General features: G+C 70.3%; 18 protein-coding genes and 1 pseudogene. 12 read left to right on the forward strand and 7 right to left on the reverse strand.

Annotated features, from left to right (window positions below):
* Positions 1 to 385 precede the first annotated feature (385 nt).
* Entirely contained in the window at positions 386 to 1,519 is a 1,134-nt protein-coding gene (locus BN1197_RS01760) for an Mrp/NBP35 family ATP-binding protein (protein ID WP_040155691.1), read from the reverse strand.
* Here BN1197_RS01760 and BN1197_RS16980 point away from each other — a divergent pair.
* Positions 1,518 to 2,951, forward strand: a complete 1,434-nt coding sequence (locus BN1197_RS16980) for a purple acid phosphatase family protein (protein WP_245851787.1) — start codon at positions 1,518 to 1,520, stop codon at positions 2,949 to 2,951. The genes BN1197_RS01760 and BN1197_RS16980 overlap by 2 nt on opposite strands.
* 16 nt (positions 2,952 to 2,967) lie before the next feature.
* Here BN1197_RS16980 and BN1197_RS01770 read toward each other — a convergent pair whose 3' ends face one another.
* The 3 genes from BN1197_RS01770 to BN1197_RS01780 form a co-directional block, all read right to left on the reverse strand.
* A complete protein-coding gene (locus BN1197_RS01770; protein WP_082043535.1) occupies positions 2,968 to 3,636 on the reverse strand; it encodes a DUF1003 domain-containing protein in 669 nt (222 codons plus the stop codon).
* Positions 3,629 to 4,912: a magnesium transporter MgtE N-terminal domain-containing protein gene (locus BN1197_RS01775; protein WP_040155695.1), complete on the reverse strand. Its 1,284-nt coding sequence runs from the start codon at positions 4,910 to 4,912 to the stop codon at positions 3,629 to 3,631. The genes BN1197_RS01770 and BN1197_RS01775 overlap by 8 nt, the downstream gene beginning before the upstream one ends.
* Positions 4,913 to 4,990: 78 nt before the next feature.
* Positions 4,991 to 5,662, reverse strand: coding sequence for a DedA family protein (locus BN1197_RS01780; protein ID WP_040155697.1), 672 nt, complete (start codon positions 5,660 to 5,662; stop codon positions 4,991 to 4,993).
* A 185-nt stretch (positions 5,663 to 5,847) separates the two neighbouring features.
* Between BN1197_RS01780 and BN1197_RS01785 the strand changes: the two genes are divergently transcribed.
* The 8 genes and pseudogenes from BN1197_RS01785 to BN1197_RS01820 all read left to right on the forward strand — a co-directional run bounded on the left by BN1197_RS01785 (position 5,848) and on the right by BN1197_RS01820 (position 15,420).
* Positions 5,848 to 6,885, forward strand: a complete 1,038-nt coding sequence (locus BN1197_RS01785; RefSeq protein WP_040155698.1) for a zinc-dependent alcohol dehydrogenase family protein — start codon at positions 5,848 to 5,850, stop codon at positions 6,883 to 6,885.
* 175 nt (positions 6,886 to 7,060) lie between these two features.
* Positions 7,061 to 8,170, forward strand: coding sequence for an HpcH/HpaI aldolase/citrate lyase family protein (locus BN1197_RS01790; protein ID WP_040155885.1), 1,110 nt, complete (start codon positions 7,061 to 7,063; stop codon positions 8,168 to 8,170).
* A complete protein-coding gene (locus BN1197_RS01795) occupies positions 8,167 to 9,051 on the forward strand; it encodes an HpcH/HpaI aldolase/citrate lyase family protein (RefSeq protein ID WP_040155700.1) in 885 nt (294 codons plus the stop codon). Before BN1197_RS01790 ends, BN1197_RS01795 begins: the two co-directional genes overlap by 4 nt.
* A gap of 229 nt (positions 9,052 to 9,280) precedes the next feature.
* A pseudogene (locus BN1197_RS01800) lies at positions 9,281 to 11,365 on the forward strand (phosphocholine-specific phospholipase C); the annotation flags it as partial.
* Between the two features lie 239 nt (positions 11,366 to 11,604).
* Positions 11,605 to 12,396, forward strand: a complete 792-nt coding sequence (locus BN1197_RS01805; protein WP_082043536.1) for a L,D-transpeptidase family protein — start codon at positions 11,605 to 11,607, stop codon at positions 12,394 to 12,396.
* Positions 12,397 to 12,484: 88 nt separating this feature from the next.
* Entirely contained in the window at positions 12,485 to 13,411 is a 927-nt protein-coding gene (locus tag BN1197_RS01810) for a ketopantoate reductase family protein (protein WP_082043537.1), read from the forward strand.
* A gap of 127 nt (positions 13,412 to 13,538) precedes the next feature.
* Entirely contained in the window at positions 13,539 to 14,732 is a 1,194-nt protein-coding gene (locus tag BN1197_RS01815; RefSeq protein WP_040155704.1) for an acyl-CoA dehydrogenase family protein, read from the forward strand.
* Positions 14,733 to 14,802: 70 nt separating this feature from the next.
* On the forward strand, positions 14,803 to 15,420 hold the full coding sequence (locus BN1197_RS01820) for a YflT domain-containing protein (RefSeq protein ID WP_245851788.1): 618 nt from the start codon (positions 14,803 to 14,805) through the stop codon (positions 15,418 to 15,420).
* Positions 15,421 to 15,535: 115 nt separating this feature from the next.
* Here the strand turns inward: BN1197_RS01820 and BN1197_RS01825 are convergent, their stop codons facing one another.
* Positions 15,536 to 17,050, reverse strand: coding sequence for an aminopeptidase P family protein (locus BN1197_RS01825; protein WP_040155705.1), 1,515 nt, complete (start codon positions 17,048 to 17,050; stop codon positions 15,536 to 15,538).
* Positions 17,051 to 17,207: 157 nt separating this feature from the next.
* Between BN1197_RS01825 and BN1197_RS01830 the strand changes: the two genes are divergently transcribed.
* The gene (locus BN1197_RS01830; RefSeq protein WP_176489691.1) at positions 17,208 to 18,812 is read left to right on the forward strand and encodes a threonine/serine exporter family protein; all 1,605 of its coding nucleotides are present in this window, start codon (positions 17,208 to 17,210) and stop codon (positions 18,810 to 18,812) included.
* Between the two features lie 76 nt (positions 18,813 to 18,888).
* Here the strand turns inward: BN1197_RS01830 and lpdA are convergent, their stop codons facing one another.
* Complete coding sequence (gene lpdA, locus BN1197_RS01835; protein ID WP_040155707.1) at positions 18,889 to 20,283, reverse strand: dihydrolipoyl dehydrogenase; 1,395 nt, start codon at positions 20,281 to 20,283, stop codon at positions 18,889 to 18,891.
* Positions 20,284 to 20,533: 250 nt separating this feature from the next.
* Between lpdA and BN1197_RS01840 the strand changes: the two genes are divergently transcribed.
* Together BN1197_RS01840 and BN1197_RS01845 are read left to right on the forward strand one after the other, a co-directional pair.
* A complete protein-coding gene (locus BN1197_RS01840; RefSeq protein ID WP_245851789.1) occupies positions 20,534 to 21,610 on the forward strand; it encodes a MaoC family dehydratase in 1,077 nt (358 codons plus the stop codon).
* A 96-nt stretch (positions 21,611 to 21,706) separates the two neighbouring features.
* On the forward strand, positions 21,707 to 22,552 hold the full coding sequence (locus BN1197_RS01845) for a PHP domain-containing protein (RefSeq protein ID WP_040155708.1): 846 nt from the start codon (positions 21,707 to 21,709) through the stop codon (positions 22,550 to 22,552).
* Between the two features lie 445 nt (positions 22,553 to 22,997).
* On the opposite strand, the gene BN1197_RS01850 is transcribed toward BN1197_RS01845, so the two are convergent.
* Positions 22,998 to 24,599: a DEAD/DEAH box helicase gene (locus tag BN1197_RS01850; RefSeq protein WP_082043541.1), complete on the reverse strand. Its 1,602-nt coding sequence runs from the start codon at positions 24,597 to 24,599 to the stop codon at positions 22,998 to 23,000.
* Positions 24,600 to 24,654: the final 55 nt, after the last annotated feature.

Consider the following 24,654-nt stretch of genomic DNA (forward strand, 5'->3'; position numbering starts at 1 on the left):
CTGTTCGAGCGGCTGGTGGGGCCTGGGGCCGGGTGAAACCGCCTGTTCGAGCGGTGTCGCCGGCGTGCGCGTGGGGTCGCGCACGGTCGCGGTGCCCTCGCCGTGTCGTCGGGATTCCCAACCCCCGCTCGAACAGGCCGTTTCACCGGGCCTTCACGCTCGAACAGGCGTTTTCACCTGGTTTTGACGCTCGAACAGGCGTTTTCATCCCGGCGAGTCCGGTGGAAGTGCCTGTCCGAGCGGGGATGAACCCGCGGGGTGGGGTGAAAACGCCTGTTCGAGCGGGGATGAGGCCGTGGGGTGGGGTGAAAGAGCCTGTTCGAGCGGCTGGCGCGCTTGGGGTCGGGTGAAAACGCCTGTTCGAGGGGCCTCTTCGTGGGTGCGGTCAGCGGCTCTGGGGCGTGAGGCCGAGTTTGCGACCGGCCAGCCCGCGGGCGCGGGTGGCGAGGCCCTTGGCGATGCCGCGTAGGGCGACGCCGGCGGGGCCGTCGGGGTTGGAGTTGACCACGGGCGATCCGGTGTCCGAGCCCTCGCGCAGCGAGACGTCGAGCGGAATCTGGCCGAGCAGCGGGATGTCGGTGCCCACGATGCGGCTGAGGGAGTCCGCCACCTGCTGGCCACCGCCGGAGCCGAAGATCTCCTGGCGGGTGCCGTCGGGCAACTCGAGCCACGACATGTTCTCGATGACGCCGACGATGCGCTGGTGGGTCTGAGTGGCGATCGAGCCGGCGCGCTCGGCGACCTCTGCCGCCGCCTGTTGCGGGGTGGTCACGACGATGATCTCGGCGCCCGGGATGAGCTGGGCGACCGAGATCGCGACGTCACCGGTGCCGGGCGGCAGGTCGAGGAGCAGGACGTCGAGGTCGCCCCAGAAGACGTCGGCGAGGAACTGCTGCAGCGCGCGGTGCAGCATCGGGCCACGCCACACGACGGGCTGGTTGCCGGGGACGAACATGCCGACCGAGATGACCTTCACGCCGTTGGACTCCGGCGGCATGATCATGTCGTCGACCTGCGTCGGCGGGTAGTCGACACCGATCATGCGGGGGATCGAGAAGCCGTAGATGTCGGCGTCGACGACGCCGACCCGCAGCCCGGCGTCGGCCAGCGCGACGGCGAGGTTGGCGGTGACCGACGACTTGCCGACGCCGCCCTTGCCGGAGGCGACGGCGTAGACGCGGGTGAGCGAGCCGGGCTTGGCGAACGGGATCTCGCGTTCGGCCTGGCCACCGCGCAACTGCTGCTTGAGCGCCGCGCGCTGCTCGTCGTTCATCACGCCGAGCGTGACGTCGACGTCGGTGACGCCGTCGACGGCGCGCAGCGCCTTGTCGGTGTCTCGGCTGAGGGTGTCCTTGAGCGGGCAGGCGGCGACCGTGAGCAGAATGGTCACCGCGACACGGCCGGCGTCGTCGATCGAGACGTTGTCGACCATGCCGAGCTCGGTGATGGGGCGGTGGATCTCGGGGTCCTCGACGCCGGCGAGAGCCTGGAGAAGAGTCTCCGTCGTGGGTACTGACATGCGTCCCACTCTAGGGCCGGGGTGCAGGGCCCCGATCCGTGGGGCGCGGTGGGGCACGGGAGGAGGCGGTACCTCCTGGCGCGGTCGGGAGCAACCGTTCACGTTCCCGTCACGCAGGCGCGTCATCGTGGAGGGCGGATCACGATTCTGGGAGGGACACGTGTCGCTTCGTCATCGCTCGTCCGGCGTTCTGTGCGCCGTCGTTCTCGTGCTCGGCATCGCTGCGGCCGGGCCGGGCCCCTGGTCGGCCCGGCCTGCGGCGGCCGCTCAGACCGTCAAGGCCGTGAGCCTTCAGGTGGGGGCCACCCCCGCCCGGGCGACCGTGACGTGGTTCGCCCGTTCCACGTCCGGCCAGAGAGTGGAATACGGCGTCGCAACGCCCGCCGGCCGGCTGCCCGCCGCACCCGTGCGCCGGAAGGCCGCAGCGCGTCCTGCGTCGGAACGCGGATGGTCGAGTGTGCATGCCGCGATGACGGGACTCCGCCCGGGCACGACCTACGCCTACCGCGTCGGATCACACCGTTCGGGATGGTCGTCGGTCTCGCGGTTCACCACCCCGGCGGGGGAGTACGGCACCTTTCTCGCGTTCGGCGATCCCCAGCTCACGAGATCCGGGCGCACGGTGAACGGCGCGGCCGGGTGGGCTCGCACCCTCGACACGGCGCTGCGCCGCCACCCCCGGCCGCGGTTCGTCTTCTCCCTCGGTGACCAGGTGAACGACCCGGCCGCGTCGGCCGAGTGGGACGCGTTCTTCGCGCCGCCGGCTCTGCGCGGTCAGCGGCTCGCGACGCTCATCGGCAACCACGACCAGGCCCGCCGCGCGCCGCAGTACGGGCAGCACGTCGTGGCCCCCAACCTCGTGTCCACCGGGCGTGCTCCGGGCACGGGCAACGCGTACTTCGTCGAGGGGAAGACGCTCGTCATCGCGCTCGACAGCAACGAGAAGCGCCTCGCCGTGCACCGCGACTACCTCCGCAAGGTCATCGCGGCCAACCCGCGGGTGACCTGGCGCATCGTCGGCTTCCACCACTCGCCGTTCTCCGGCTCGAGCCACGCCGACGACGCCGACGTGCGCGCCTTCCGCGCCGGCCTCACCCCGGAGTTCGGTCGCCAGGGCATCGACCTCGTTCTCGGCGGCCACGATCACAGCTATGTGCGAACGCACCTCATGAACGGCCCGCGCATCTCGCGGCGTGGGAGCGCGAACCCAACCGTTCACCGCCCGCGACGCGGGGAGACCCTCTACCTCACGTTGAACTCGAGCTCGGGCAGCAAGATGTACCCGCTGGTGAGCGGCACGCCGTGGGCCGCCAAACGCGATCAGGGTCGGCGCCCCACGTATACCGCGGTGACCACGTCGGCGACCCGGCTCACGGCCTCGACCTACCACGACCGGGGGCGGCGCGTCGACGAGGTGACGCTGACCCGCTGAGACCGGCGTCCCGTCGTCAGCCCGCAGGGCCCTCGTCGGGCGCGCGAGTGGCCTCGATCGCCCCGAGTCCCTCGCTGACCGCGTCCTCACCTGCCACCGGCAACGGGTCCTCGATCGGGGGCTGCTGGCGTTTGCCCTTCTTCTTCTTGCGGGGGCGCCGCTCGCGCTCCTCGGCGTCGTCCTCCTCGTCGGCGACGCGGCTCTCGGCCATCTCCTCGAGCAGGTCCCGCAGCTCGGAGCGCACGAAGTCACGGGTCGCCACGTCGCGCAAGGCGATGCGCAGCGCGGCCACCTCACGCGTGAGGTACTCGGTGTCGGCGAGGTTGCGTTCGTCGCGCGCCCGATCCTGTTCGAGACCGACACGGTCGCGGTCGTCCTGTCGGTTCTGCGCGAGGAGGATGAGCGGCGCCGCGTAGCTCGCCTGCAGCGACAGGATGAGCGTGAGCAGGGTGAAGTTGAGCGAGCGCGGGTCGAACTGCACGGTCTCGGGCGCCAGGGTGTTCCAGGAGAGCCACACCGCGCAGAACACGGTCATGTAGATGAGGAACTGCGGGGTGCCCATGAAGCGGGCGAACGCCTCGCTGCCGCGTCCGAACGCCTCGGGGTCCATGCGCGGGATGCGCATGCGGCGGCCGTGGGTCTCACGCGGCTGGTCGAGCCGACCTCGGGTGGGGGATTCAGCCATCGGTCACCTCGTCGAGTCGGTCTTCGCGCCAGTCCTCCGGCAGCAGGTGGTCGAGTACGTCGTCGACGGTGACGGCACCCACGAGGTGGCCGTCCTCGTCGGCCACGGGCAGGCTCACGAGGTTGTACGTCGCGAGCTCACGCGTGATCGCGGCGACGGAGTCGTCGGGGGCGAGCGGCTCGACGTCCTTGTCGATGACGGAGCCGATCGACTCGTGCGGTGGCTCGCGCAACAGACGCTGGATGTGGACGATGCCGAGGAACTTGCCGGTGGGCGTCTCGGTGGGGGCGCGGCACACGTAGACCATGGCAGCGAGTGCGGGGGAGAGCTCGGAGCGGCGCACGGTCGCGAGGGCCTCGGCGATCGTCGCCTCGGGCGGGAGGATGACCGGCTCGGTCGTCATGAGACCACCGGCGGTGTCCTCGTCGTAGGTGAGCAGTCGCCGGATGTCCTCGGCCTCCTCGGGCTCCATGAGGCGCAGGTAGCGCTCCTGGGCCTCCGGGGTGAGCTCGGAGAGAAGGTCGGCGGCGTCGTCGGGCTGCATCTCCTCGAGGACGTCGGCGGCGCGTTCGCCTTCGAGGGCGGCGAGGATCTGCACCTGGTCGTCCTCGGGCAGCTCCTCGAGGACGTCGGCGAGTTTCTCGTCGCGCAGACCGCCCGCGACTTGGAGGCGCCGAGCCGGAGGCAGGTCGCGGATCATCTCGGCGAGGTCGGCCGCCTTGAGGTCGTCGAAATTGTCGAGCCACAGGTCGGCGCGTTGGTCGGCCTCGTGCTCGCGTAGGCCGCTGACGCGATCGACGTCGACGAGCGCCGTCTCCCCGCGGCGGCGGGTGATGCGGAAGAGAGACTTCTCGCGCGGGTCGGGTTTGCGCACGAAGATCTTCTCCACCGACCACTCCCGCGCCCGCACGCGCTCGATCGCGACGTCCTCGACCGTCGCCTCGTACGGCTCCTCGTCGATCTCCCGCACGGTGACCGTGCGGTCGAGCAGCTCGGCGATGACCCGCACCTCGGTCGGGCGTTGCTCGAAGCGACGCATGTTGACCAGCCCCGTCGTGATGACCTGACCGGCCTCCATACTCGTCACCCGCGTCAGCGGGACGAAGACCCGTCGCCGCCCGGCGACCTCGACGACGAGGCCGACCGCCAGCGGCTTGCGACGGGTGGAGGAGAACGTGACGACGACGTCGCGAACGACACCGACCTGGTCGCCGAGGGGGTCGAAGACCGCGAGACCGGCGAGGCGCGCGACGAAGACCCGGGTGCTCTGGCTCACGCTCGCAGGGTACAACCCGGCACGTCAGAGGCCCTGTTCGTGACGACATGTGGGCCCGGCAGCGCCGCGGGGCGTCGGTCAGCGGCTCCCGGAGCGTGCGTCGTCGCCGCCGCGCTCGCGGTGGCGGCGCACCCGTTTGACGACGTACCACCCGAGCAGCGCCGCGACGAGCGCGAAGACCGCGTACTGGATGTAGCTCGTGTACTGCTGCACCACCGCGTACTCCTCGCCGAGGTAGTAGCCGGCGAGGATGAGGGCGGCGTTCCACACGAGGCTGCCGCCTCCGGTGAGCAGGGAGAAGCGCAGGATCGGCATGCGCTCGAGACCGGCCGGGATCGAGACGAGGCTGCGCACGCCGGGGATGACCCGGCCGACGAGCACGGCGCTCGTGCCGTGCCGCACGAAGAAGTCCTCGGCCTTGAGCATGTCCTCGACGTCGACGAGCGGCACCTTGTCGAGGAGGCGCTCGACGCGATCCCGACCGAGCACGGCACCCAGCCCGTACAGCACCCACGCCCCCACGACGGAGCCGACGGTCGCCCACACGATCGCCGCGACGAGGGAGAGCGATCCCAGGCTCGCGGTGAAGCCGGCCATCGGCAGCACGAGCTCGCTCGGCAGCGGCGGGAAGACACTTTCGAGGCCGACGAGCACTCCGACACCCGGCGCTCCGAGTGTGTCCATCACCTGCACCACCCAACCGCCGATGCCGTCCGTGGGCGGGGCGGCGGCGAGGACGAACGCGGGCATGGGCGGCTCCTGACGACGAGGGCGTGACGGGTGGCGACCGGGGCTGCGGACTGCGGTGTCACCGCGGACGACGCGCAGACGGACCGCGAAGTTCCGTGCCCGCGAGCGCGACCGTCGACGTATGGGTGCCCTCGCCTAGTGTCGGTGAGGAATCCGGCGAGCGCAGCCGGAGAGGGAGGTGCGTCGTGCGAGCCGTGTACGTCGAGGAGTTCGGAGCGCCGGCGCGGGTGGCCGACGTGGCCGTCCCGGAGCCGTCGCCGCGTGGGGTCGTCGTCGAGGTCGAGGCGACGGGCCTGTGCCGCAGCGACTGGCACGCGTGGGCCGGTCACGACGGCGGGGTGTCGCTGCCGCACGTTCCGGGACACGAGTTCGTGGGCCGCATCGCCGCGGTCGGGGACGAAGTGCGCGAGTTCGTCGTCGGCGACCGGGTGACGACACCGTTCGTCTGCGGCTGCGGTGAGTGCCGATACTGCCGGGCGGGCGACGCGCAGGTCTGCCCCGCCCAGACCCAGCCGGGCTTCACCCACGCGGGCTCGTTCGCGGAGTTCGTTCCGGTCGAGAACGCGCAGGTCAACCTCGTGCGGGTGCCCGATGACGTCGACGCCGCGGCCGTCGCGAGCCTCGGTTGCCGGTTCGCGACGAGCTTTCGCGCCCTCCGGCATCGGGCGCGCGTCGAGGCGGGGGAGTCGGTCGCCGTGTTCGGGTGTGGCGGGGTGGGGCTCTCGGCCGTGATGATCGCGGCGGCTCTCGGTGCCCGACCGATCGCCGTCGACGTCTCCGACGGAGCGCTCGCCCTCGCGCGGCGTCACGGGGCGGCGGCCGTGGTCGATGCCTCCGGGCTCACCCCGGCGCAGGTCGCGGCCCGTGTCACGGAAGCGGCCGGAGGCGACGGGGCCGACGTCGCGCTCGAGGCCCTCGGGCGACCCGCGACGGCGGAGGCGGCCGTGCGTTCCCTGCGCCCGCGCGGGCGCTACGTGCAGGTCGGGCTCTTCGCCACCGAGCCGGTGTTCCCGATCGGCGTCGTCACGGCTCGCGAACTCGACGTGCTCGGCAGCCACGGCATGGCCGCGTCGGACTACCCCGAGATGATGGCGATGGTCGCAGGCGGCCGGCTGCGCCCCCAGGATCTCGTCACCCGCACGATCGGCCTCGACGAGGTTCCGGCCGCCCTGCTCGCGATGAACGACGGCACGACTCCCGGCATGACCGTCATCCGCCCCTGATGTCTCTCGAGAGCCTGGTCGAGCCGTGCCGCACGCGGCGTGATGAGCGTCTCAGCGCCGGAAATCGCTGATCGCAGGGCCGCTGTTAGGCTCGAGATCGAGCCGATCCGCCCCTGGTCGTGCGGTCATCGGCATGGACGATCACCAACACGACGACGTGGGAGGACATCGCCACATGCGCAGCCCCAAGGACTTCTTCGCCCCCCTCGCGGTCGGGGCGCCGACCCCGCTTCGTGAGATCCCGGCCCGCCCCTCGCGGGCGATCCACTTCTTCGACCCGAGCAACGCCAAGATGGCGGCCAAGATCCCCAACATGGTCGGTCAGGTCGACGTGCTGCTCGGCAACCTCGAGGACGCGGTCAAGGCCGAGAACAAGGAGGCCGCACGCAACGGCCTCGTCGAGATCGCCAAGAGCACCGACTTCGGTGAGACCCAGTTGTGGTCGCGCCTCAACGCCCTCGACTCCCCGTGGTTCCTCGACGACGTCACGACGCTCGTGACGAACATCGGCGACAAGCTCGACGTCGTCATGATCCCCAAGGTGCAGGGCGCCGAGGACATCCACTACGTCGACCGCATCCTCGCCCAGCTCGAGGCCAAGGCCGGACTGGAGCGTCCGATCCTCGTCCACGCCATCCTCGAGACCGCGCGCGGCATGGCCAACGTCGAGGAGATCGCCGGTGCCTCGCCGCGCATGCAGGGCATCTCGCTCGGCCCAGCCGACCTCGCGGCCGACCGCCGCATGAAGACGACCCGCGTCGGCGGCGGACACCCCGGCTACCTCGTGCGCGCCGACGCGGCCAAGACCGACGACGGCTACGACATCCACGGCGAGCAGACCCCGCGGGCCACTCACCAGCAGGATCTGTGGCACTACACGATCGCGCGCATGGTCGACGCCTGCGCGATGCACGGGATCTTCCCGTACTACGGCCCGTACGGCGACATCACCGACGTCGTCGGCTGCGAGGACCAGTTCCGCAACGCGTTCCTGCTCGGTTGCGTGGGAACGTGGACCCTGCACCCCAAGCAGATCGAGATCGCGCGCCGCGTGTTCAGCCCCGACCCGGCCGAGGTCGAGCACGCCTACGAGGTCGTCACCGCGATGGGCGACGGCACCGGGGCCGTCATGGTCGACGGCAAGATGGAGGACGACGCCTCGTGCAAGCAGTGCCAGGTCGTCGTCGACCTCGCCGAGGCGCTCTCGAAGATCGATCCCGAGCTCGGTGAGCAGTACGCCACGGCCAAGCAGGCCGGCATCGCCAAGGCGGGGGGCACGTCATGACCGACACGACGACGTTCCGGCCGCGTCGCTCGGTGCTGTACATGCCGAGCTCCAACGCGCGGGCGCTCGAGAAGGCCAAGTCCATCTCGTGCGACGCGCTCATCCTCGACCTCGAGGACGCCGTCGCCCCCGACGCCAAGCCCGAGGCCCGCGAGGCGGCGTGCGCCGCGGCCGCGAGTGGAGAGTACGGGCGCCGCGAGGTGACGATCCGCATCAACGGCATCGGCACGCAGTGGCACGACGCCGACATCGAGGCCGCGTCCAAGGCGGGCCCCGACGCGATCGTCGTGCCCAAGGTGAACTCCGCGCAGGAGGTCGAGGAGCTCGTCGAGAAGATGAACCGGATGGGCGCGCCCGAGACCACGATGCTCTGGGCCATGATCGAGACGCCCATCGCCATGCTGAAGGCGCACGAGATCGCCGCGGCCTCCGAGCGACTGTCGGTCCTCGTCATGGGCACGAACGACCTCGTCAAGGAGCTCTACGCCGAGCACGTACCCGGTCGTCAGCCCCTGGTCGCGAGCCTGGAACTCGCGCTGCTCGCGGCGCGCGCGGCGGGCAAGGCGATCGTCGACGGTGTCTACAACGACGTGAAGGACCCCGACGGCTTCCTCGCCGAGTGCGAACAGGGCCGCCGGATGGGCTTCGACGGCAAGACCCTCATCCATCCCGGACAGGTCGACGGAGCCAACCAGGCGTTCCGCCCGTCGCCGTCGGCCGTCGACGACGCACGCGGCATCCTCAAGGCCTGGGAGGACGGCAAGGGCTCGGGCGTCGTCACCTACAACGGCAAGATGATCGAGAACCTGCACGTCGAATCCGCCGAACGCACCCTCACGATGCACGAGGCCATCGAGCAGCTGGAGGCCGACGCCTCCTGAGGACCGACGCCCTCGCCGGACGACGGACGCCGCGCACCTTCGGGTACGCGGCGTCCGTCGTCCCACGGCTCGCGGCTGGAACCGCGATGCCGTCGTCGGATCGTCGCCGACCGTTGGTCGGGTGGTCATGCGATGGTGACGTGGTCCTCCGCGGGGATGTCGAGGATCGACCCACGAATCCTCCCTTCCTCGAACGGAGCCCGCATGTCCACCTGTCTCTCGCCGCGCCGTCCTGCAAGGTGGCTCGGCCGCCGCCGCCCTCGCCGCCGTCGGATCCCTCCTGCCCCCGTCGGTGCACACGGCCATGGCACGCCCCGCCCCGCGAGGCGGCATCAAGGCCGTCGAGCACGTCGTCATCCTCATGCAGGAGAACCGTTCGTTCGACCACTACTTCGGCACGATCCCCGGTGTCCTCGGCTTCGGGGACCGCCGCCCGTTGCGGCTGCGCACCGGCGACGACGTGTTCCACCAGCCGCGCAAGGGTGAACCGCCGGTGCTTCCGTTCTCGCTCGAGAGGCGCGCGAGCGAGCTGCGTCGCCCCCAGAGCGACGTGCAGAACCTCGGCTCGACGCCGCACACCTACCCCGACGCCGTCAAGGCGGCCAACCGCGGCTGGTGGGACGGCTGGATCGAGCACAAGACCGAGACCTGCATGGCCCACCTCGAACGCAAGGACGTGGCCTTCCAGGTCGCTCTCGGCAACGCGTTCACCCTGTGCGACGCGGCCTACTGCTCGATGCACGGCGGCACCAACCCCAACCGCAACTACATGTGGTCGGGCACGACCGGGTTCGAGCCCGGCAAGCCCGGCGTGCGGGCCGTCCTCAACAGTGGCAACGACTACGACCACCCCGGATATGAGTGGACGACCTACCCCGAGCGTCTCGAGGCCGCGAACATCTCCTGGCAGATCTACCAGGAGTGGGACAACTACGGCGACAACGCCGTCGAGTACTTCCTGCCGTTCAAGAAGGTGGGTCACAAGATCCTCGCCCACGTGACCCCGCCCAAGGGTGTCGAGGAGTTCTTCACCACCGAGCACGTGTACGACACCATCAACAAGCTCACCGACAAGGGCGAGCAGGACCGCCTGCTGCGCGAGCTGGCCGCGGGGCGCGCGTCGCTCACGGCCGACGAACGGTCCCTGTTCGACCGGGCGATGTACCGCAGCGAGCCCGGCACGATCGTGACCCGGTTCGCCGAGGATGTGAAGCGGGGCCGCCTGCCCAAGGTCTCCTGGCTCGTGCCCCGGGCGTCGCTGTCGGAGCACCCCAGCGTCTCCAGCCCCGAGCTCGGCGCCCGCATCACCTACGAGTTCCTCGACGCCCTCGCCAGCCATCCGCGGACGTGGGACCACACGGTCTTCATCCTGCTCTTCGACGAGAACGACGGGCTCTTCGACCACGTGCCCTCGCCGGCGCCGCCGCGGAGCTACTCCGACGACTGGTACGACGCCTACCCGATGGGTCCCGGCCCGCGGACGCCGATGACGATCGTCTCGCCCTGGTCGGTGGGCGGGCGCGTCAGTTCGGAGGTCTTCGACATCACGAGCACGTTGATGTTCCTCGAGAAGGTCACGGGCGTGAAGGAGCCGAACATCAGCCGGTTCCGACGCGACGTCGTCGGAGACCTGACGAGCACCTTCGACTTCGACCGCGGCGCCTCCCGCCCCGGGGTGCCGGAGGCCAAGGTCGCGGCCGAGCCCGGCAAGCGGTGGAACCCCGACGCCCCGGACGGCCAGGCGATGCCCGCCCAGGGGCAGAAGCGCCGGCCGAGCATCCCCACGCCGTACGGTCTCGGCGCGACCGGCGCGATCCGTGGCGACTCGTTCACCGTCACGGTGTCGAACACCGGCAGCCTCGGTGCCGCCGTCACGCTCTACGACTACACGAACCTGCCGGAGGAGCCGTCGCACCACGTCGTCAAGGGCGACGTCGAGACGAAGGTGCCGCTCAAGAAGGGGGCCTACGACCTCGCACTGAGGGGGCCCGACCGGTTCGTCGTCGACATGGCCGGTACCTCCTCGGGCGCTGCGGCCGACCTCGGGATGACGCTGGTCGGACGCCGGGACGGCAGGCACGTCGACGTCGTCGTGACGAACCGCTCGAAGCGGGCCCTCGACGTCACCCTCACCGACAAGGCGTACGACAACCGGCGCAGAACCGTCCGCGTTCGCGCCCGGGGAACCGTGACGGCGCCGTGGACGCTGTCCGCGGGCTGGTACGACGTCGCCGCCGCCTGCACGCAGGACCCGAGCTGGTCGCGTCGCTTCACCGGCCGCATCTCCTCGAAGTGGTCCACGCTCACCGCCTGATCCCGCACCCGCGCACCCCGACACCCACGCGGTCCCATCCCGAATCCGGGATGGGACCGCTCGTCTCTCCGCGACTGTGCAACGACGGCGCCGCGTCGTCTCCCAGGTGTGACCGTGATCGAGCCGTCTCGTGACCTCGACCCGTTAAGTTGAACGTCAGACCTGAACGGTCGCCCGGGCCGATGGCCCGCGGGGGGAACGGCTGCCACTGCCGGGCAGCCTCGGTCACTGGGGGAAGCATGTCTCGTCGTCTCGTCGTCCCATTCGTCGCCGCGCTCGCCATCGGCGTGCCGGGTGTCGTCGTCGCGTCCCCGACCGCCTCCGCGGCGGTCGTCTCGTCGTCGACGACCGGATCGGTGACGGCAGTCGCTGCCGCCAAGCCGGGCCCGAACAAGCCGGCGCCGAAACCGACGCCCGTCAAGCCGGACCCGGCGAAGCCGGCGCCCGCGCCCATCCGGACGACCCTGCGCCAGGGGTCCCGCGGCCCGGCCGTCCTCGCCCTGCAGAAGCGGCTCGGCTCCCTCGGTTACTGGGCGGGCAAGCCGAGCGGCACGTTCGACCACACGACCGCTCAGGCCGTGATGGCGTTGCAGAAGGTCGCCGGTCTCGGGCCGGACGGGGTCGCCGGTCCGGCGACGTGGAGGGCACTCGACCGCGGCGTGCGTCCGAAGGCGCGGAGCACGAAGGGTCGAGTCGTGGAGATCGACCTGAGGCGTCAGGTGCTCATGCTCGTCGTCGGCGGCCGGGTGCAGTACGTCGTCAACACGAGCACGGGCACCGCGGCGACCCCGACCCCGCGCGGCTCGTTCCGCATCTACCGCGGGTACGCCTCGGGCTGGCGCACGGCACCGTTGGGAAAGCTCTACCGTCCCAAGTACTTCCACCGTGGATATGCCGTGCACGGTGTCCGGGACGGGTTCATTCCCGCGCGGCCGGCCTCCCACGGGTGCGCCCGCGTGAGCACGAAGGCCATGGACATGATGTGGACGAGCGCCGGACTCCGGAACGGGGACAAGGTCTGGGTGTACTGAAGGCCCTGCTCCCGGCGGAGCCTCGCGCCGGTCACGGCGCCGGGACGCGCCCGGACGATCACCGTGCGGACCCACCTACGATGCCCGTGTGACTGCAGCGATCGAGAGCGTGGCCGTCGTCGGAGCCGGTGCCATGGGGGCGATGTACGCGGCTCACCTGGCGAAGGCGGGAGTGCCCGTCGTGATGCTCGCCGGTGGTGAGCGCGCGGCTCGGTTGAACGACCTCACGGTCAACGGCGAACCGCTGCGGGCCCAGATCGTCGACCCGCGCTCGGAGCAGGCCCGGCCGGTCGACCTCGTGCTCGTCGCCGTGAAGTCGGACGCGTTGGAGACGGCCGTCGAGGACATGCGGCCCGTCGTCGGGCCGCGCACGACGATCCTGTCGGTCCTCAACGGCCTCGCCAGCGAGGAACACCTCGGTGAGGCATTCGACGCCGAGCAGGTGCTGCTGTGCATCGCGCTCGCGATGGACGCGATGCGAGACGGGAGCCGGGTGAGCTACCGCCAGGCAGGCCGGCTCGTCGTCGGCCCGGCGGTCGTGGGCACGCAGACGGATCGGCTAGGTGCGGTCCAGGCCGTGCTCGACCGCGCCGGCCTGGCCTGGGAGACCCCGGCGGACATGCGACGCGCGATGTGGTGGAAGTTCATGGTGAACGTCGGCATCAACCAGGCCTCCGCCCTCACCCGAGCTCCCTACGGCGCGTTCGTCCCCGACGGCCCGCGCCGCGACCTCATGCTCGCGCTCATGGACGAGGTCGTCGCGGTCGGTCGCGCCGAAGGGGTGGACCTCGGTGCCGCGGACCTGGCGCGCTGGGACGCCGTGCTCTCGGCCCAGCCGGTCGACGGGTGGACGTCGATGCTCCAGGACGTCGCCGCCGGGCGCCCCACCGAGGTCGACATCTTCGCCGGTCACGTCGTGGAGCTCGGACGTCGCCACGGCATCCCCACGCCGCACAACCTCACCGCGCTGTGGACTCTGCGTGGGCTCGCCGAGACGCAGACGTCTGCTCGGTGACCTCTCGAACCTCCCGCGGTGACACCCTCACCGCGTGGGCGGCGTCACAGGGGCGGCTGGGTGCCGCCGGGCTGGTCAGGGGCATACTTTGCGGGAGAACCGGCCGATGATGACCGAAAGGCAGCCCATGTCCCGCCTGCAGAAGACCGAGGGCCTCACCGAGGAGCAGACCGAGCTCGTCTCGCTCGTGCGTCAGTTCGTCGACGAGCAGATCATCCCCGTCGCGACCGAGCTCGAGCACAAGGACGAGTACCCCACCGAGATCGTCGAGGCGATGAAGGAGATGGGGATCTTCGGGCTGATGATTCCCGAGGAGTACGGAGGCCTCGGTGAATCGCTGCTCACCTACGCGTTGTGCGTGGAGGAGATCGCCCGCGGGTGGATGAGTGTCTCGGGAATCATCAACACGCATTTCATCGTGGCGTACATGCTGCTGCAGCACGGCACCGAGGAGCAGAAGCAGAAGTACCTTCCGCGCATGGCCACCGGCGAGGTGCGCGGTGCGTTCTCGATGTCGGAGCCGGGGTGTGGCTCGGACGTGTCGGGAATCCGATCCAAGGCCGTCAAGAACGGTGACGAGTGGACGATCGACGCCCAGAAGATGTGGCTGACCAACGGCGGAAGCTCCACGCTCGTCGCGGTCCTCGTCAAGACCGACACCGGTGCGGATTCGGTGTACAAGAACATGTCGACGTTCCTCGTGGAGAAGGAGCCCGGATTCGGCAACGTCGGCGAGGGCATCACGATCCCCGGCAAGATCGAGAAGATGGGTTACAAGGGCGTCGACACCACCGAGCTCGTGCTCGACGGGTATCGCACCACCGACGCCGAGCTGCTCGGCGGCGAGCCCGGCAAGGGTTTCTACCAGATGATGGACGGCGTCGAGGTCGGCCGCGTCAACGTGGCCGCCCGGGCGTGCGGCGTCTCACGTCGCGCCTTCGAGCTCGCCATCGACTACGCCCAGCAGCGCGAGACGTTCGGCAAGAAGATCGCCGACCACCAGGCCATCATGTTCCGCCTCGCCGACATGGCCACCAAGGCCGAGGCCTGCCACCAGATGATGGTGCGCGCCGCCCGCCTCAAGGATTCCGGAAAGCGCAACGATGTCGAGGCCGGAATGGCCAAGTACCTCGCCGCCGAATACTGCGCCGACATCGTCGAGCAGTCATTCCGTATCCACGGCGGATACGGCTACTCGAAGGAATACGAGATCGAGCGTCTCTACCGTGAGGCGCCCATGCTGCTCATCGGTGAGGGCACCGCGGAGATCCAGAAGATGATCATCGGCCGAGCTCTGCTCAAGGACTACGCCGCACGTTGATCCACGCCGTTCTTCGATGCGCCGGATTCGCCCTCGGGCGGATCCGGCGCATTTGTGATGGGATGGTGTCATGACGACGCAGCCTGGAATGCCCGGACGGATGTCGGCGAGCGCCCTGCAGCTGAACAACCCGCGCAGCCTCGCCGTGTACGACACCTACGACGACGCGCAGCGCGCCGTCGACTACCTCTCCGACCACGGGTTCGCCGTCCAGAACGTCATGATCGTCGGCACCGATCTCAAGCAGGTCGAGCGGGTGACGGGCCGCATGACGTGGGGCAAGGCGATCGGCACCGGCGCGCTGAGCGGCATGTGGATGGGTCTCATGGTCGGGCTCATCATGTCGTTCTTCGTCCAGGGCAGCACGTGGCCGACGATCCTGTCGGCGGTCGTCGCGGGCGCGGTCTTCTTCGCGATCTGGGCCGCGATCGGATACGCGTTCACGCAGGGCAAGCGCGACTTCACCTCGATCAGCCAGGTGATCGCCACCCGCTACGAGATCCTCGTGGAGAGCTCCACCTTCGGTCAGGCCAACGGCATCCTCCGGGGTCCCGCCACCCGCGACGAGGGAACTCCAGCGCCGGACGAGCGGGCGCACGAGCCCCGCGAGCCGTACCGTCCCGACGCCCCGCAGCACCCCGGTGCCTCCGACCCGGTCGTCGACCGCGAGCCTCGCCACGACGGCTGAGCGCTCCCCACGCACCACTCGAGAAGGAAGACGGGATGGTCGCGATTCGGGGGTGATCACCCCGTCCTCGCTGCCATCCCATCTGCCACGACGCGCCGGCGCGCGCCGGAACCGGTCAGCCGGCGTCGCCGAGGATCCGCGCCATCCACGCCTCGACGTCGTCGGCGGTGCTCGGCACCATCGCCGAGAGGTTCTCGCAGCCGTCGTCGGTGATGAGGATGTCGTCCTCGATGCGCACGCCGATGCCGCGGAACTCCGCCGGGGCGAGCTCGTCGTCGGCCTTGAAGTACAGGCCGGGTTCGACGGTGAGCACCATGCCGGGACGCAGCTCGGCGTCCATGTAATCCTCGCGCAGCGCCATCGCGCAGTCGTGGACGTCCATGCCCAGGTGGTGGCTCGTGCCGTGGACCATCCAGCGGCGGTGGTACTGGCCCGTGTCGGCATCGAGCGTGGTGTCGACGTCGACGCCCTCGGGCAGCAGGCCCCAGTCGAACAGGTGCTGGGCGATGACCCGGATGGCGGCCGCGTGCACGTCCTTGAACCGGTTGCCGGGCCTGCACGCCGCGATCCCGGCCTGCTGAGCTTCGTGGACGGCGTCGTAGATGCGGCGCTGGGCGTCCGAGAACCGGCCGGAGATCGGCAGGGTGCGGGTGACGTCGGCGGTGAACAGAGAGTCGACCTCGACCCCGGCGTCGAGCAGCAACAGGTCACCGTCGCGCAGGTCACCGGTGTTGCGGATCCAGTGCAGGGTGTTGGCGTGGTTGCCCGCCGCGCAGATCGAGTCGTAGCCGACCCCGTTGCCGTGGTGGCGCGCGTGCAGGCCGAAGATGCCCTCGACCCAGCGCTCGCCGCGACCGCGCCGCTTCGCCTCGGGGAGGTCGGCGATCACGGCGTCGAAGGCGCGCGCCGTGCCCTCGCAGGCCAGGCGCATCTGGTCGGCCTCCCACTCGTCCTTGACGAGGCGCATCGTCGAGCAGTGCCGGGCGAGTTCGGCGTCGGCCTCGGCGACGGCGGTCTGTTGCTCCTCGGTGGCGACGAGACCGGCCTCGCTGCGCACCTGGTCGACGGTGGCGGCGACCTCGGCGTCGGCATCGCGGACGACCCGCAGCGACACGGCGCCGGCGTCCTTGGCCAGGGCGTCGGCGAGCTGCTCGACGTGCCGGGTCTCGATCCCCAACTCGGCGGCCATCGACTCCAGCGTCGGCCGCGATCCGACCCAGAACTCGCCGTAGCGGGAGTCGGCGAAGAACTCCTCGGAGTCACGCGGGGCGAGGGGGCGGAAGTAGAGGATCGGCTCGTGACCCCCCTCCGGCCGCGGCTCGAGAACGAGCACGGCGTCGGGCTCCCGGTCGGCACCGAGCCCGGTGAAGTAGGAGAACGCCGTGTGCGGGCGGAACACGTAGTCGGTGTCGTTGCTGCGCACCTTCAGCCCGCCGGCGGGCAGCACGAGCCGCTCACCGGGAAACGCCTCCGACAGTGCCTCGCGCCGCGCCGGCGTCCATTCGGCGACCTCGGCGAGGTCGGGCAGCCTCTCGTCACGGGGCGCCCAACCGCGGGCGATGAACTCCCGGAACTCCTTGTTCTTGGGCCGGTTGCGGTGGTCGGAGGACATCGGCTGCTTCTCACTCACCCGGCCATCGTGTCACGAGGAACGCCCCCGGCCCGGCGGACCCCGCGAACCCGCCCGCCGAGCCGGCACCGGGTGCGACGAGACCGGTCGAAGGCCAGGTCGGCAGCGGATGCGGACGGGTTTGCCCGCCCCTGCCGCCATGGCTCACAGTGAGGGTGTGACCGAGCAGTTCCCCACCGCCTCCTCGCTTGGCAACCTCGACAAGGCCCAGGTGAACCCGGAGCTTGCGGGGATCTCGAGCGACCCCGCCTCGGGCGTCTTCAACACCGTCGACGTCGGCCTCATGGAGTCGGCCGTGAGCGAGGCCGCCACGGGGGGCAACAAGCCACCGCAACGGGCTCGGCTCTCCATTCTGCGCAAGGCCAAGAACGCCGTTCGCGCGGCCGAGGCCCCGACGTGGGGTCTCGACCTGCGTGAGATCAACGACGGGGTGGAGAAGGCGCGCTCGCGTGCCGTCATCGACCTCGCGATGCGCATCGCGGAGTCGACCCTCTCCACCGGTGCCTCCGCCGCAGACGTCACCGCGAACGTCCTGGCGGTCACCCACGCCTACGGGCTGAGGTCGGTCCACGTCGACGTCACCTTCACCTCGATCGCCGTGACCCACCACCGCGGCGCGTTCGAGGACCCGGTGACGATGATCCGCATCGTCAAGGTGCGTGTTCCCGACTACGAACGGCTCGCCGCCACCCACGCCCTCATCTCCGAGATCACCGACGAGGGGCTCGCCCTCGAGGACGCACAGCAGCGCTTCGTGGAGATCATGAAGCGCCCGCACCTCTACCGGCGCGGCGTCATCACCGCCTCGTTCGTCCTCCTCGGCGGGGGAGTCGCGACGCTCATCGGCGGTCAGCCCCTCGAGATCCTCATGGCGATGCTGCTCTCCGGCATCGTGGACCGGGCCCTGCTGTGGACGGGACGTCGCCGGCTCGCCGCGTTCTTCGGCCAGATGGTCGGCGGCGCGATCCCGACGGTGGCCGCCATGTCGATCGTCGCCGCCCGCGGCCACGTGCCGTTCCTCATGGACTCGGTCAGGCCCTCGGTCCTCGTCGCGACCGGCATCGTCGTGCTGCTCGCCGGGCTGTCGGTCGTCGGCGCCGCCCAGGACGCCATCGACGGCTACTACGTCACCGCCGCCGCCCGATCGTTCGAGGTCTTCGTGCTCACCCTCGGCATCCTCGTCGGCGTGCTCACCGTCATCACCGTGGCGTCGTGGCTCGACGTGCCCTCCTACCTCATCCCGAAATCCGACCTCGCGTTGTCGCCGGTCGTGCAGCTCATCGCGGTGACGCTCATCGCGATCTCCTTCGCCGTCGGGTGCTACGCCGGGCCACGCACGATCATCGTCTCGACCATCATGGGCGTCATCGGCTGGCTCGTATACGGAACCCTGATCCGCGTCGGGATCGGCAACGTCCCCGCCACCGCGCTCGCCTGCGTCGTCGTCGGCTTCGTCTCCCAGCCCAGCTCGTGGGCGTTCAAGGTGCCGGCCCTCGCCATCAGCACGGCGGGCATCGTCGCGTTCCTGCCCGGCGGCATGGTCTACCGCGGCCTGTACTACGTGGTCGAACCCGCCCCGATCATCACTCCGCAGACCGACGGGGTCTCGCTGCTGTGGACCGCCGGCGCGACCGGGCTCGCGATCGCCGGCGGGGTGAGCCTCGGCTCCTACTTCGGCCGGCAGGTGCGTCGCGACCGCCGCGGCGGCCAGTCCCGCGCCAAGGACCGCGCCCTGAGACGCAGCAGCGCGCCGGCGGAATAGTCCGCCCACGCAGCCGCAGCACGCGAACGGCCCGGCCCCCGAAGGGAGTCGGGCCGTTCGCGTCGGAGTGTCGAACTCAGAAGTTGATCATGTGGCCGGAGATGCCGTGGACGGCCTCCTTGACGGCCTCGCCGAGGGTGGGGTGCGCGAACACGACGCGCGAGACCTCGTCGGCGGTGAGATCCCACTGCTTGGCCACGTTGAGGGCCGGCAGCAGTTCGGTGGTGTCGGGGCCGATCATGTGGGCGCCGAGGATCTCGTTGTACTCGGCGTCGGCGACGACCTTGACGAACCCGACGGCGTCGCCGAGGCCCTGCGCCTTGCCGTTGGCGGTGAACGGGAACGTCGCCGTCTTGACGTCGTAACCCTTGTCCTTGGCCTGCGCCTCGCTATAACCCATCGAGCCGATCTGCGGGTGGCAGTAGGTGGCGCGCGGGATGAAGTCGTAGTCGATCGGCATCGTCTCGGCGCCCGCGATGGTCTCGGCGGCGACGATGCCCATGGCCTCGGCCACGTGCGCGAGCATGAGCTTGGCCGTGACGTCGCCGATGGCGTAGACGTGCTCGACGTTGGTGCGCATGAACTCGTCGACGGCGATCGCGCCGCGCTCGGTGAGCTCGACACCGAGGTTCTCCAGGCCGTAGCCCTCGGTGCGGGGCTGGAAGCCGAACGCGCACAGCATGCGGTCGGCCTCGAGCACCTGCGAGTCGCCGCCGCCCGCGGGGGAGACCGTGACCTTGACCCCGGAGCCTGTGTCCTCCACCGACTCCACCTTGGTGCCGGTCATGACCTTGACGCCGAGCTTCTTGTACTGCTTGAGCAGCTCCTTGGAGACGTCGACGTCCTCGGTGGGCACCATGCGGTCGACGAACTCGACGATCGTGACGTCGACGCCGAAGTTGGCCATGACGTAGGCGAACTCGACACCGATGGCGCCGGAGCCGCCGATGATGATCGAGCCGGGCAGGTTCTCGTCGAGGATCTGCTCTTCATAGCTGACGACGTTCTCGCTGAGCTCGATGCCCATCGTCTTGACCACGGCGCCGGTGGCGATGATGAGGTCGTCGTAGGTGACCTCGGTGGTGCCCTTGTCGCCCTCGACGGTGATGGTGTTGCCCTTCTGCAGGGTGCCCCAGCCGTCGATCTCGGTGATCTTGTTCTTCTTCATGAGGAAGTGCACGCCCTTGACGATGCCGGCGCTGACCTGACGGCTGCGCTTGTGCGTCGGGCCGTACGACATCGTGGCGTCGCCCTCGATGCCGTACTTCTTCTTGTCGTGGTTCAGGGTGTGCGCGATCTCGGCGTTCTTGAGGAGCGCCTTGCTCGGGATGCACCCGACGTTGAGGCAGACACCGCCCCAGTACTGCTTCTCGATGACGGCAACGGACTTGCCGAGTTGCGCGGCGCGGATGGCGGCGACATACCCACCGGGACCAGCACCGAGGACGACGACGTCGTAGTGATCAGCCATGGGTGTCAGCCTAGCGGGCGCGGGGGCCGTGCGCCCGGGTGGCGAAGGGGACGGTAGAGGTGAAGGAATGCCGGTCCCAAGGCGCCGGCCACCGGTCGTTTCCGTCGCCTGCCGCCGCTGTTCGTCGCCGCGGGTTCGCACCGGTGAGGCGAGGGACACAACGCGCCGGGCGGCGACGGCGGGGGCGTGAATGGCACGATCGAGCTGCATCCCAGCAGTTCCGACGAGCAGACCCGAGCGAGGAGCCACCGTGACCCGGACGACGGCCAAGAACATGAGCGGCAACTTCTACGAGGACTTCGAGATCGGGCAGGAGATCGTGCACGCCACCCCGCGCACGGTCACCGACGGCGACGTCGCGCTGTACACGGCCCTCTACGGAACCCGGTTCGCGGCCACGAGCGCCGAGACCTTCGCCCGCGACCTCGGCTACCCGCGGATGCCGGTCGACTCCCTGCTCGCGTTCCACCTCGTGTTCGGCAAGTCCGTGCCCGACATCTCGCTCAACGCCGTGGCCAACCTCGGCTACGCGGGCGGGCGCTTCGGCGTTCCGCTCTACCCCGGTGACACCGTGACCACCACCTCGGAGGTCATCGGCCTCAAGCCCAACTCCTCGGGCAGGAACGGCAACGTCTACGTGCGCTCGGTCGGCACCAACCAGCACGGCGAGATGGTGTGCGAGTACGTGCGGTGGGTCATGGTCAACCGCCGCACTCGCACCGACGACATCGGCGAGGCGCAGATCCCCGACCTGCCCGGCGCAGTCGCGGCGTCCGACCTCCTCGTGCCGGTCGAGGACGTGCGCTACGACGAGCGGATGCGGCAGCTCGCCGGCAGCGAGTTCGTCTGGGGCGACCACGAGGTCGGGGAGAAGATCGACCACGTCGACGGCATGACCATCGAGGAGGCCGAGCACATGCTCGCCACCCGCCTCTACCAGAACACCGCGAAGGTCCACTTCAACCAGTACGCGCAGAACGACTCCAAGATCGGGCGGCGACTGATCTACGGCGGCCACGTCATCAGCCTCGCGCGATCGCTCTCGTTCAACGGGCTCGCCAACGCGTGGACGATCGCCGCCATCAACGCCGGCGCCCACGCCAACCCGACCTTCGCGGGCGACACGATCCACGCGTGGTCGGAGGTGCTCGAACGCATGGAGATCCCCGGTCGCACCGACGTCGGGGCGCTGCGGCTGCGCACGGTGGCGACGAAGAACCTGCCGTGCGCGGAGTTCCCGTACCGGCAGACTGAGGGCGACAAGGCCGGTGCCTACCTGCCCGACGTCGTCCTCGACCTCGACTACACCGTGCTCATCCCGCGCTGAGTCACGCGGCTCACGCCCGCTGCCCCTCGGGTCGCGCTGGGGTCGCGTCGGGGTCGCGCTCGTCGGTGCCCACCCGGCGATCCGTAGGCTGGGGGGATGATCGTCGACCTCCACGCCCACACGCTCGCCTCCGACGGCACCGACACCCCGGCGCAGCTCGTCGAGGAGGCCGACGCCGCCGGGATCGACGTCGTCGCGATCACCGATCACGACACGACGGCCGGCTGGGACGAGGCCATCGACGCCGCGACCCGTCTCGGTGTCGGACTGCTGCCGGGGATCGAGATCTCGTGCTCGTGGCGGGGCATCAGCGTGCACCTGCTCGGCTACCTGCACGATCCGCGTCATCCCGAGCTGCTCGCCGAACTCGACGCGGCCCGCGAGAGTCGCGACCCCCGGGCCCGCCGCATCGTCGACCGGCTCGCGGTGGACATGCCGATCACGTGGGAGGACGTCAGCGCACAGGTGGTCGAGGGCGCGACGATCGGGCGTCCGCACATCGCCGACGCTCTCGTCGAGAACGGCGTCGTGCCCGACCGCACCGCGGCGTTCGACCGTTACCTCTACACCGGGTCGCCTTACTACGCGACGCACTACGCGCCCGACCCCGTCGAGGCGACCCGGCTCGTGCGCGCCGCCGGGGGAGTGCCGGTCATGGCTCACCCCTTCGCCGAGCGCCGCGGCCGGATCGTGCCCGACGAGGTCATCGCCGACATGGCCGACGCCGGACTCTTCGCCCTCGAGGGCGACCACCCCGATCACGACGACGCCCAGCGCGACAAGGCGCACGGACTCGCCCGTGACCTGGGGCTGCACGTCACCGGCTCCAGCGACTACCACGGCGACGGCAAACCCCAACGCCTCGGCGCCCGCGCCACCGACCCCGCCGTGCTCGACGCGATGCTCGCCGAGCCGACACATCGGGGGATCGTCCGTCCCTGAGCGCCGCTGCGACGGCCACCGAGGACCGATGACGACCGGTGACGATCGGCGGTAGATGAGTGGTTGCCACGAAACGCGGCGAGCCCCGCGCCGGGAGGAGGCGCAGGGCTCGCGGGGTGCGTCACCCGAGGGAGGAGTCGGCGCACCGGAGGGCGAACTACCGCCCGAAGGGGTGGGCTGCAGGTCACCAGGTCATGTGTCGGAGGACGGGATCGCAGCGGTTCCCAAGTGCACCGTGCGGTGCCCGCTACAGCGAATCCGATTCCCCCGACGTGTCGGCAGACACCCCCAAGTGGTCTGCGACGACGTCAATCTAGGACGCCACATGAACGGCTGTCCAAGTCATCCAGCATGCGGGACCGGACGCCGAAAGGCGCCGGTACGCACGAGGGCCGGGGCGGCAGCGCGTGCCGAGCCCCGGCCCTGTTCATAGGGAGTGCGGACCTCAGTCTCCCGACGGGGTGGCCTTGCCGCCGCGGGTGCGACGACGACGGCGACTGCGCGCCGGGCGCTCGTCGGTCTTCTGGTGAGCGTCCTTGCGTGGGGCATCGTCCCGGCCGCGCCCGCGTCCCCGGCGCGAACCGCGGCCGGCGGCGGCCCCGGTCTCCCCGAGGTCCTCGAGACGCTCGGCCGCCAGGCCCGCGCGTGTGCGCTCCGAGCGGGGCAGCCGGCCCGTCGCCTTGGGGTCGATGTCGAGGTCGGTGAAGAGGTGCTCCGAAGAGGAGTACGTCTCGACGGGCTCGGGAACACCGAGGCCGAGGGCCTTGTCGATGAGGCCCCAGCGCGGCATGTCATCCCAGTCGACGAGGGTGACGGCGACACCCTTGTTGCCCGCGCGACCGGTGCGGCCGGTGCGGTGCAGGTAGGTCTTCTCGTCCTCGGGGCACTGGTAGTTGATGACGTGCGTGACGTTCTCGACGTCGATGCCGCGGGCCGCGACGTCGGTGGCGACGAGCACGTCGACCTTGCCGTTGCGGAACGCCCGCAGCGCCTGCTCGCGAGCGCCCTGGCCCAGGTCGCCGTGGATGCTCGCGGCCGCGAAGCCGCGGTCGGTGAGCTCGTCGGCGACCTTCGCGGCGGTGCGCTTGGTGCGGCTGAAGATGATCGTCAGCCCGCGGCCCTTGGCCTGGAGGATGCGGGCGAGCATCTCGACCTTGTCCATCGCGTGTGCGCGGTAGATGAACTGGTCGATCGCGGCCACGGTCTGGCCCTCGTCGTCGTTGCTGATCGCCCGGATGTGGGTGGGGCGGCTCATGTAGCGGCGGGCGAGGGTGACGACGGCGCCGGGCATCGTCGCCGAGAACAGCATGGTCTGGCGCGAGGCCGGGGTCTGGGCGAGGAGCTTCTCGACGTCGGGGAGGAACCCGAGGTCGAGCATCTCGTCGGCCTCGTCGAGCACGACGGTGCGCACCGAGTGCAGGTTGAGGTGGCCCTGCTTCATCAGGTCGATGAGACGGCCCGGGGTGCCGACGACGACCTCGACACCCGTCTTGAGCGCCTCGATCTGCGGCTCGAACGCGCGGCCGCCGTAGATCGTCGTCACCCGGATGCCGCGGCGCTTCGCCGCGCGGGTGAGGTCGCCCGCCACCTGCGTCGCGAGCTCGCGAGTCGGGGCGACGACGAGGGCCTGCGGGCGGCCGGGGTGGGCGAGGTCCTCGAACCCCTCGTCACCCGGGGCGACGACGCGGTTGAGCAGGGGGACACCGAAGCCGAGGGTCTTGCCGGTGCCCGTCTTGGCCTGGCCGATGATGTCGTGGCCGCCGAGGGCCACCGGCAGCGTCATCGCCTGGATCGGGAACGGGCTGACGATGCCCCCGTCTGCCAGCGCGGCGACGATGTCGGGATGGATGTCGAAGTCGGCGAACGTCGTGGGCGCGTCGGCCACGGACTCGTCGGTCTCGTCGACCGTGACGACGTCTTCGGCGAGCTGCGCCACGGCTTGTTCGCCGGTGGTCTCGCCGGTCGTGGCGGCCGCGCTGGTCACGGCGGCGCCCGTCGCGTCGTCGGCGCTGCTCTGGGTGGATCCGGTCAGGGTGAGATCGGTCATGGATGTCCTTCGATCGTCCCGGGCGCGGCAGGCGCGCGGGGTGTGGCGGGCCGAT

The sequence above is a fragment of the Mobilicoccus massiliensis genome (assembly GCF_000826525.2).
Classification (GTDB): domain Bacteria; phylum Actinomycetota; class Actinomycetes; order Actinomycetales; family Dermatophilaceae; genus Mobilicoccus; species Mobilicoccus massiliensis.

Coding starts and splice junctions, on each gene's coding strand:
- BN1197_RS16980 (WP_245851787.1), top strand. CDS start 1,518: ATGCGTCCCACTCTAGGGCCGGGGTGCAGGGCCCCGATCCGTGGGGCG.
- BN1197_RS01760 (WP_040155691.1), bottom strand. CDS start 1,519: ATGTCAGTACCCACGACGGAGACTCTTCTCCAGGCTCTCGCCGGCGTC.
- BN1197_RS01770 (WP_082043535.1), bottom strand. CDS start 3,636: ATGGCTGAATCCCCCACCCGAGGTCGGCTCGACCAGCCGCGTGAGACC.
- BN1197_RS01780 (WP_040155697.1), bottom strand. CDS start 5,662: ATGCCCGCGTTCGTCCTCGCCGCCGCCCCGCCCACGGACGGCATCGGC.
- BN1197_RS01790 (WP_040155885.1), top strand. CDS start 7,061: ATGCGCAGCCCCAAGGACTTCTTCGCCCCCCTCGCGGTCGGGGCGCCG.
- BN1197_RS01795 (WP_040155700.1), top strand. CDS start 8,167: ATGACCGACACGACGACGTTCCGGCCGCGTCGCTCGGTGCTGTACATG.
- BN1197_RS01805 (WP_082043536.1), top strand. CDS start 11,605: ATGTCTCGTCGTCTCGTCGTCCCATTCGTCGCCGCGCTCGCCATCGGC.
- BN1197_RS01815 (WP_040155704.1), top strand. CDS start 13,539: ATGTCCCGCCTGCAGAAGACCGAGGGCCTCACCGAGGAGCAGACCGAG.
- BN1197_RS01820 (WP_245851788.1), top strand. CDS start 14,803: ATGACGACGCAGCCTGGAATGCCCGGACGGATGTCGGCGAGCGCCCTG.
- lpdA (WP_040155707.1), bottom strand. CDS start 20,283: ATGGCTGATCACTACGACGTCGTCGTCCTCGGTGCTGGTCCCGGTGGG.
- BN1197_RS01845 (WP_040155708.1), top strand. CDS start 21,707: ATGATCGTCGACCTCCACGCCCACACGCTCGCCTCCGACGGCACCGAC.
- BN1197_RS01850 (WP_082043541.1), bottom strand. CDS start 24,599: ATGACCGATCTCACCCTGACCGGATCCACCCAGAGCAGCGCCGACGAC.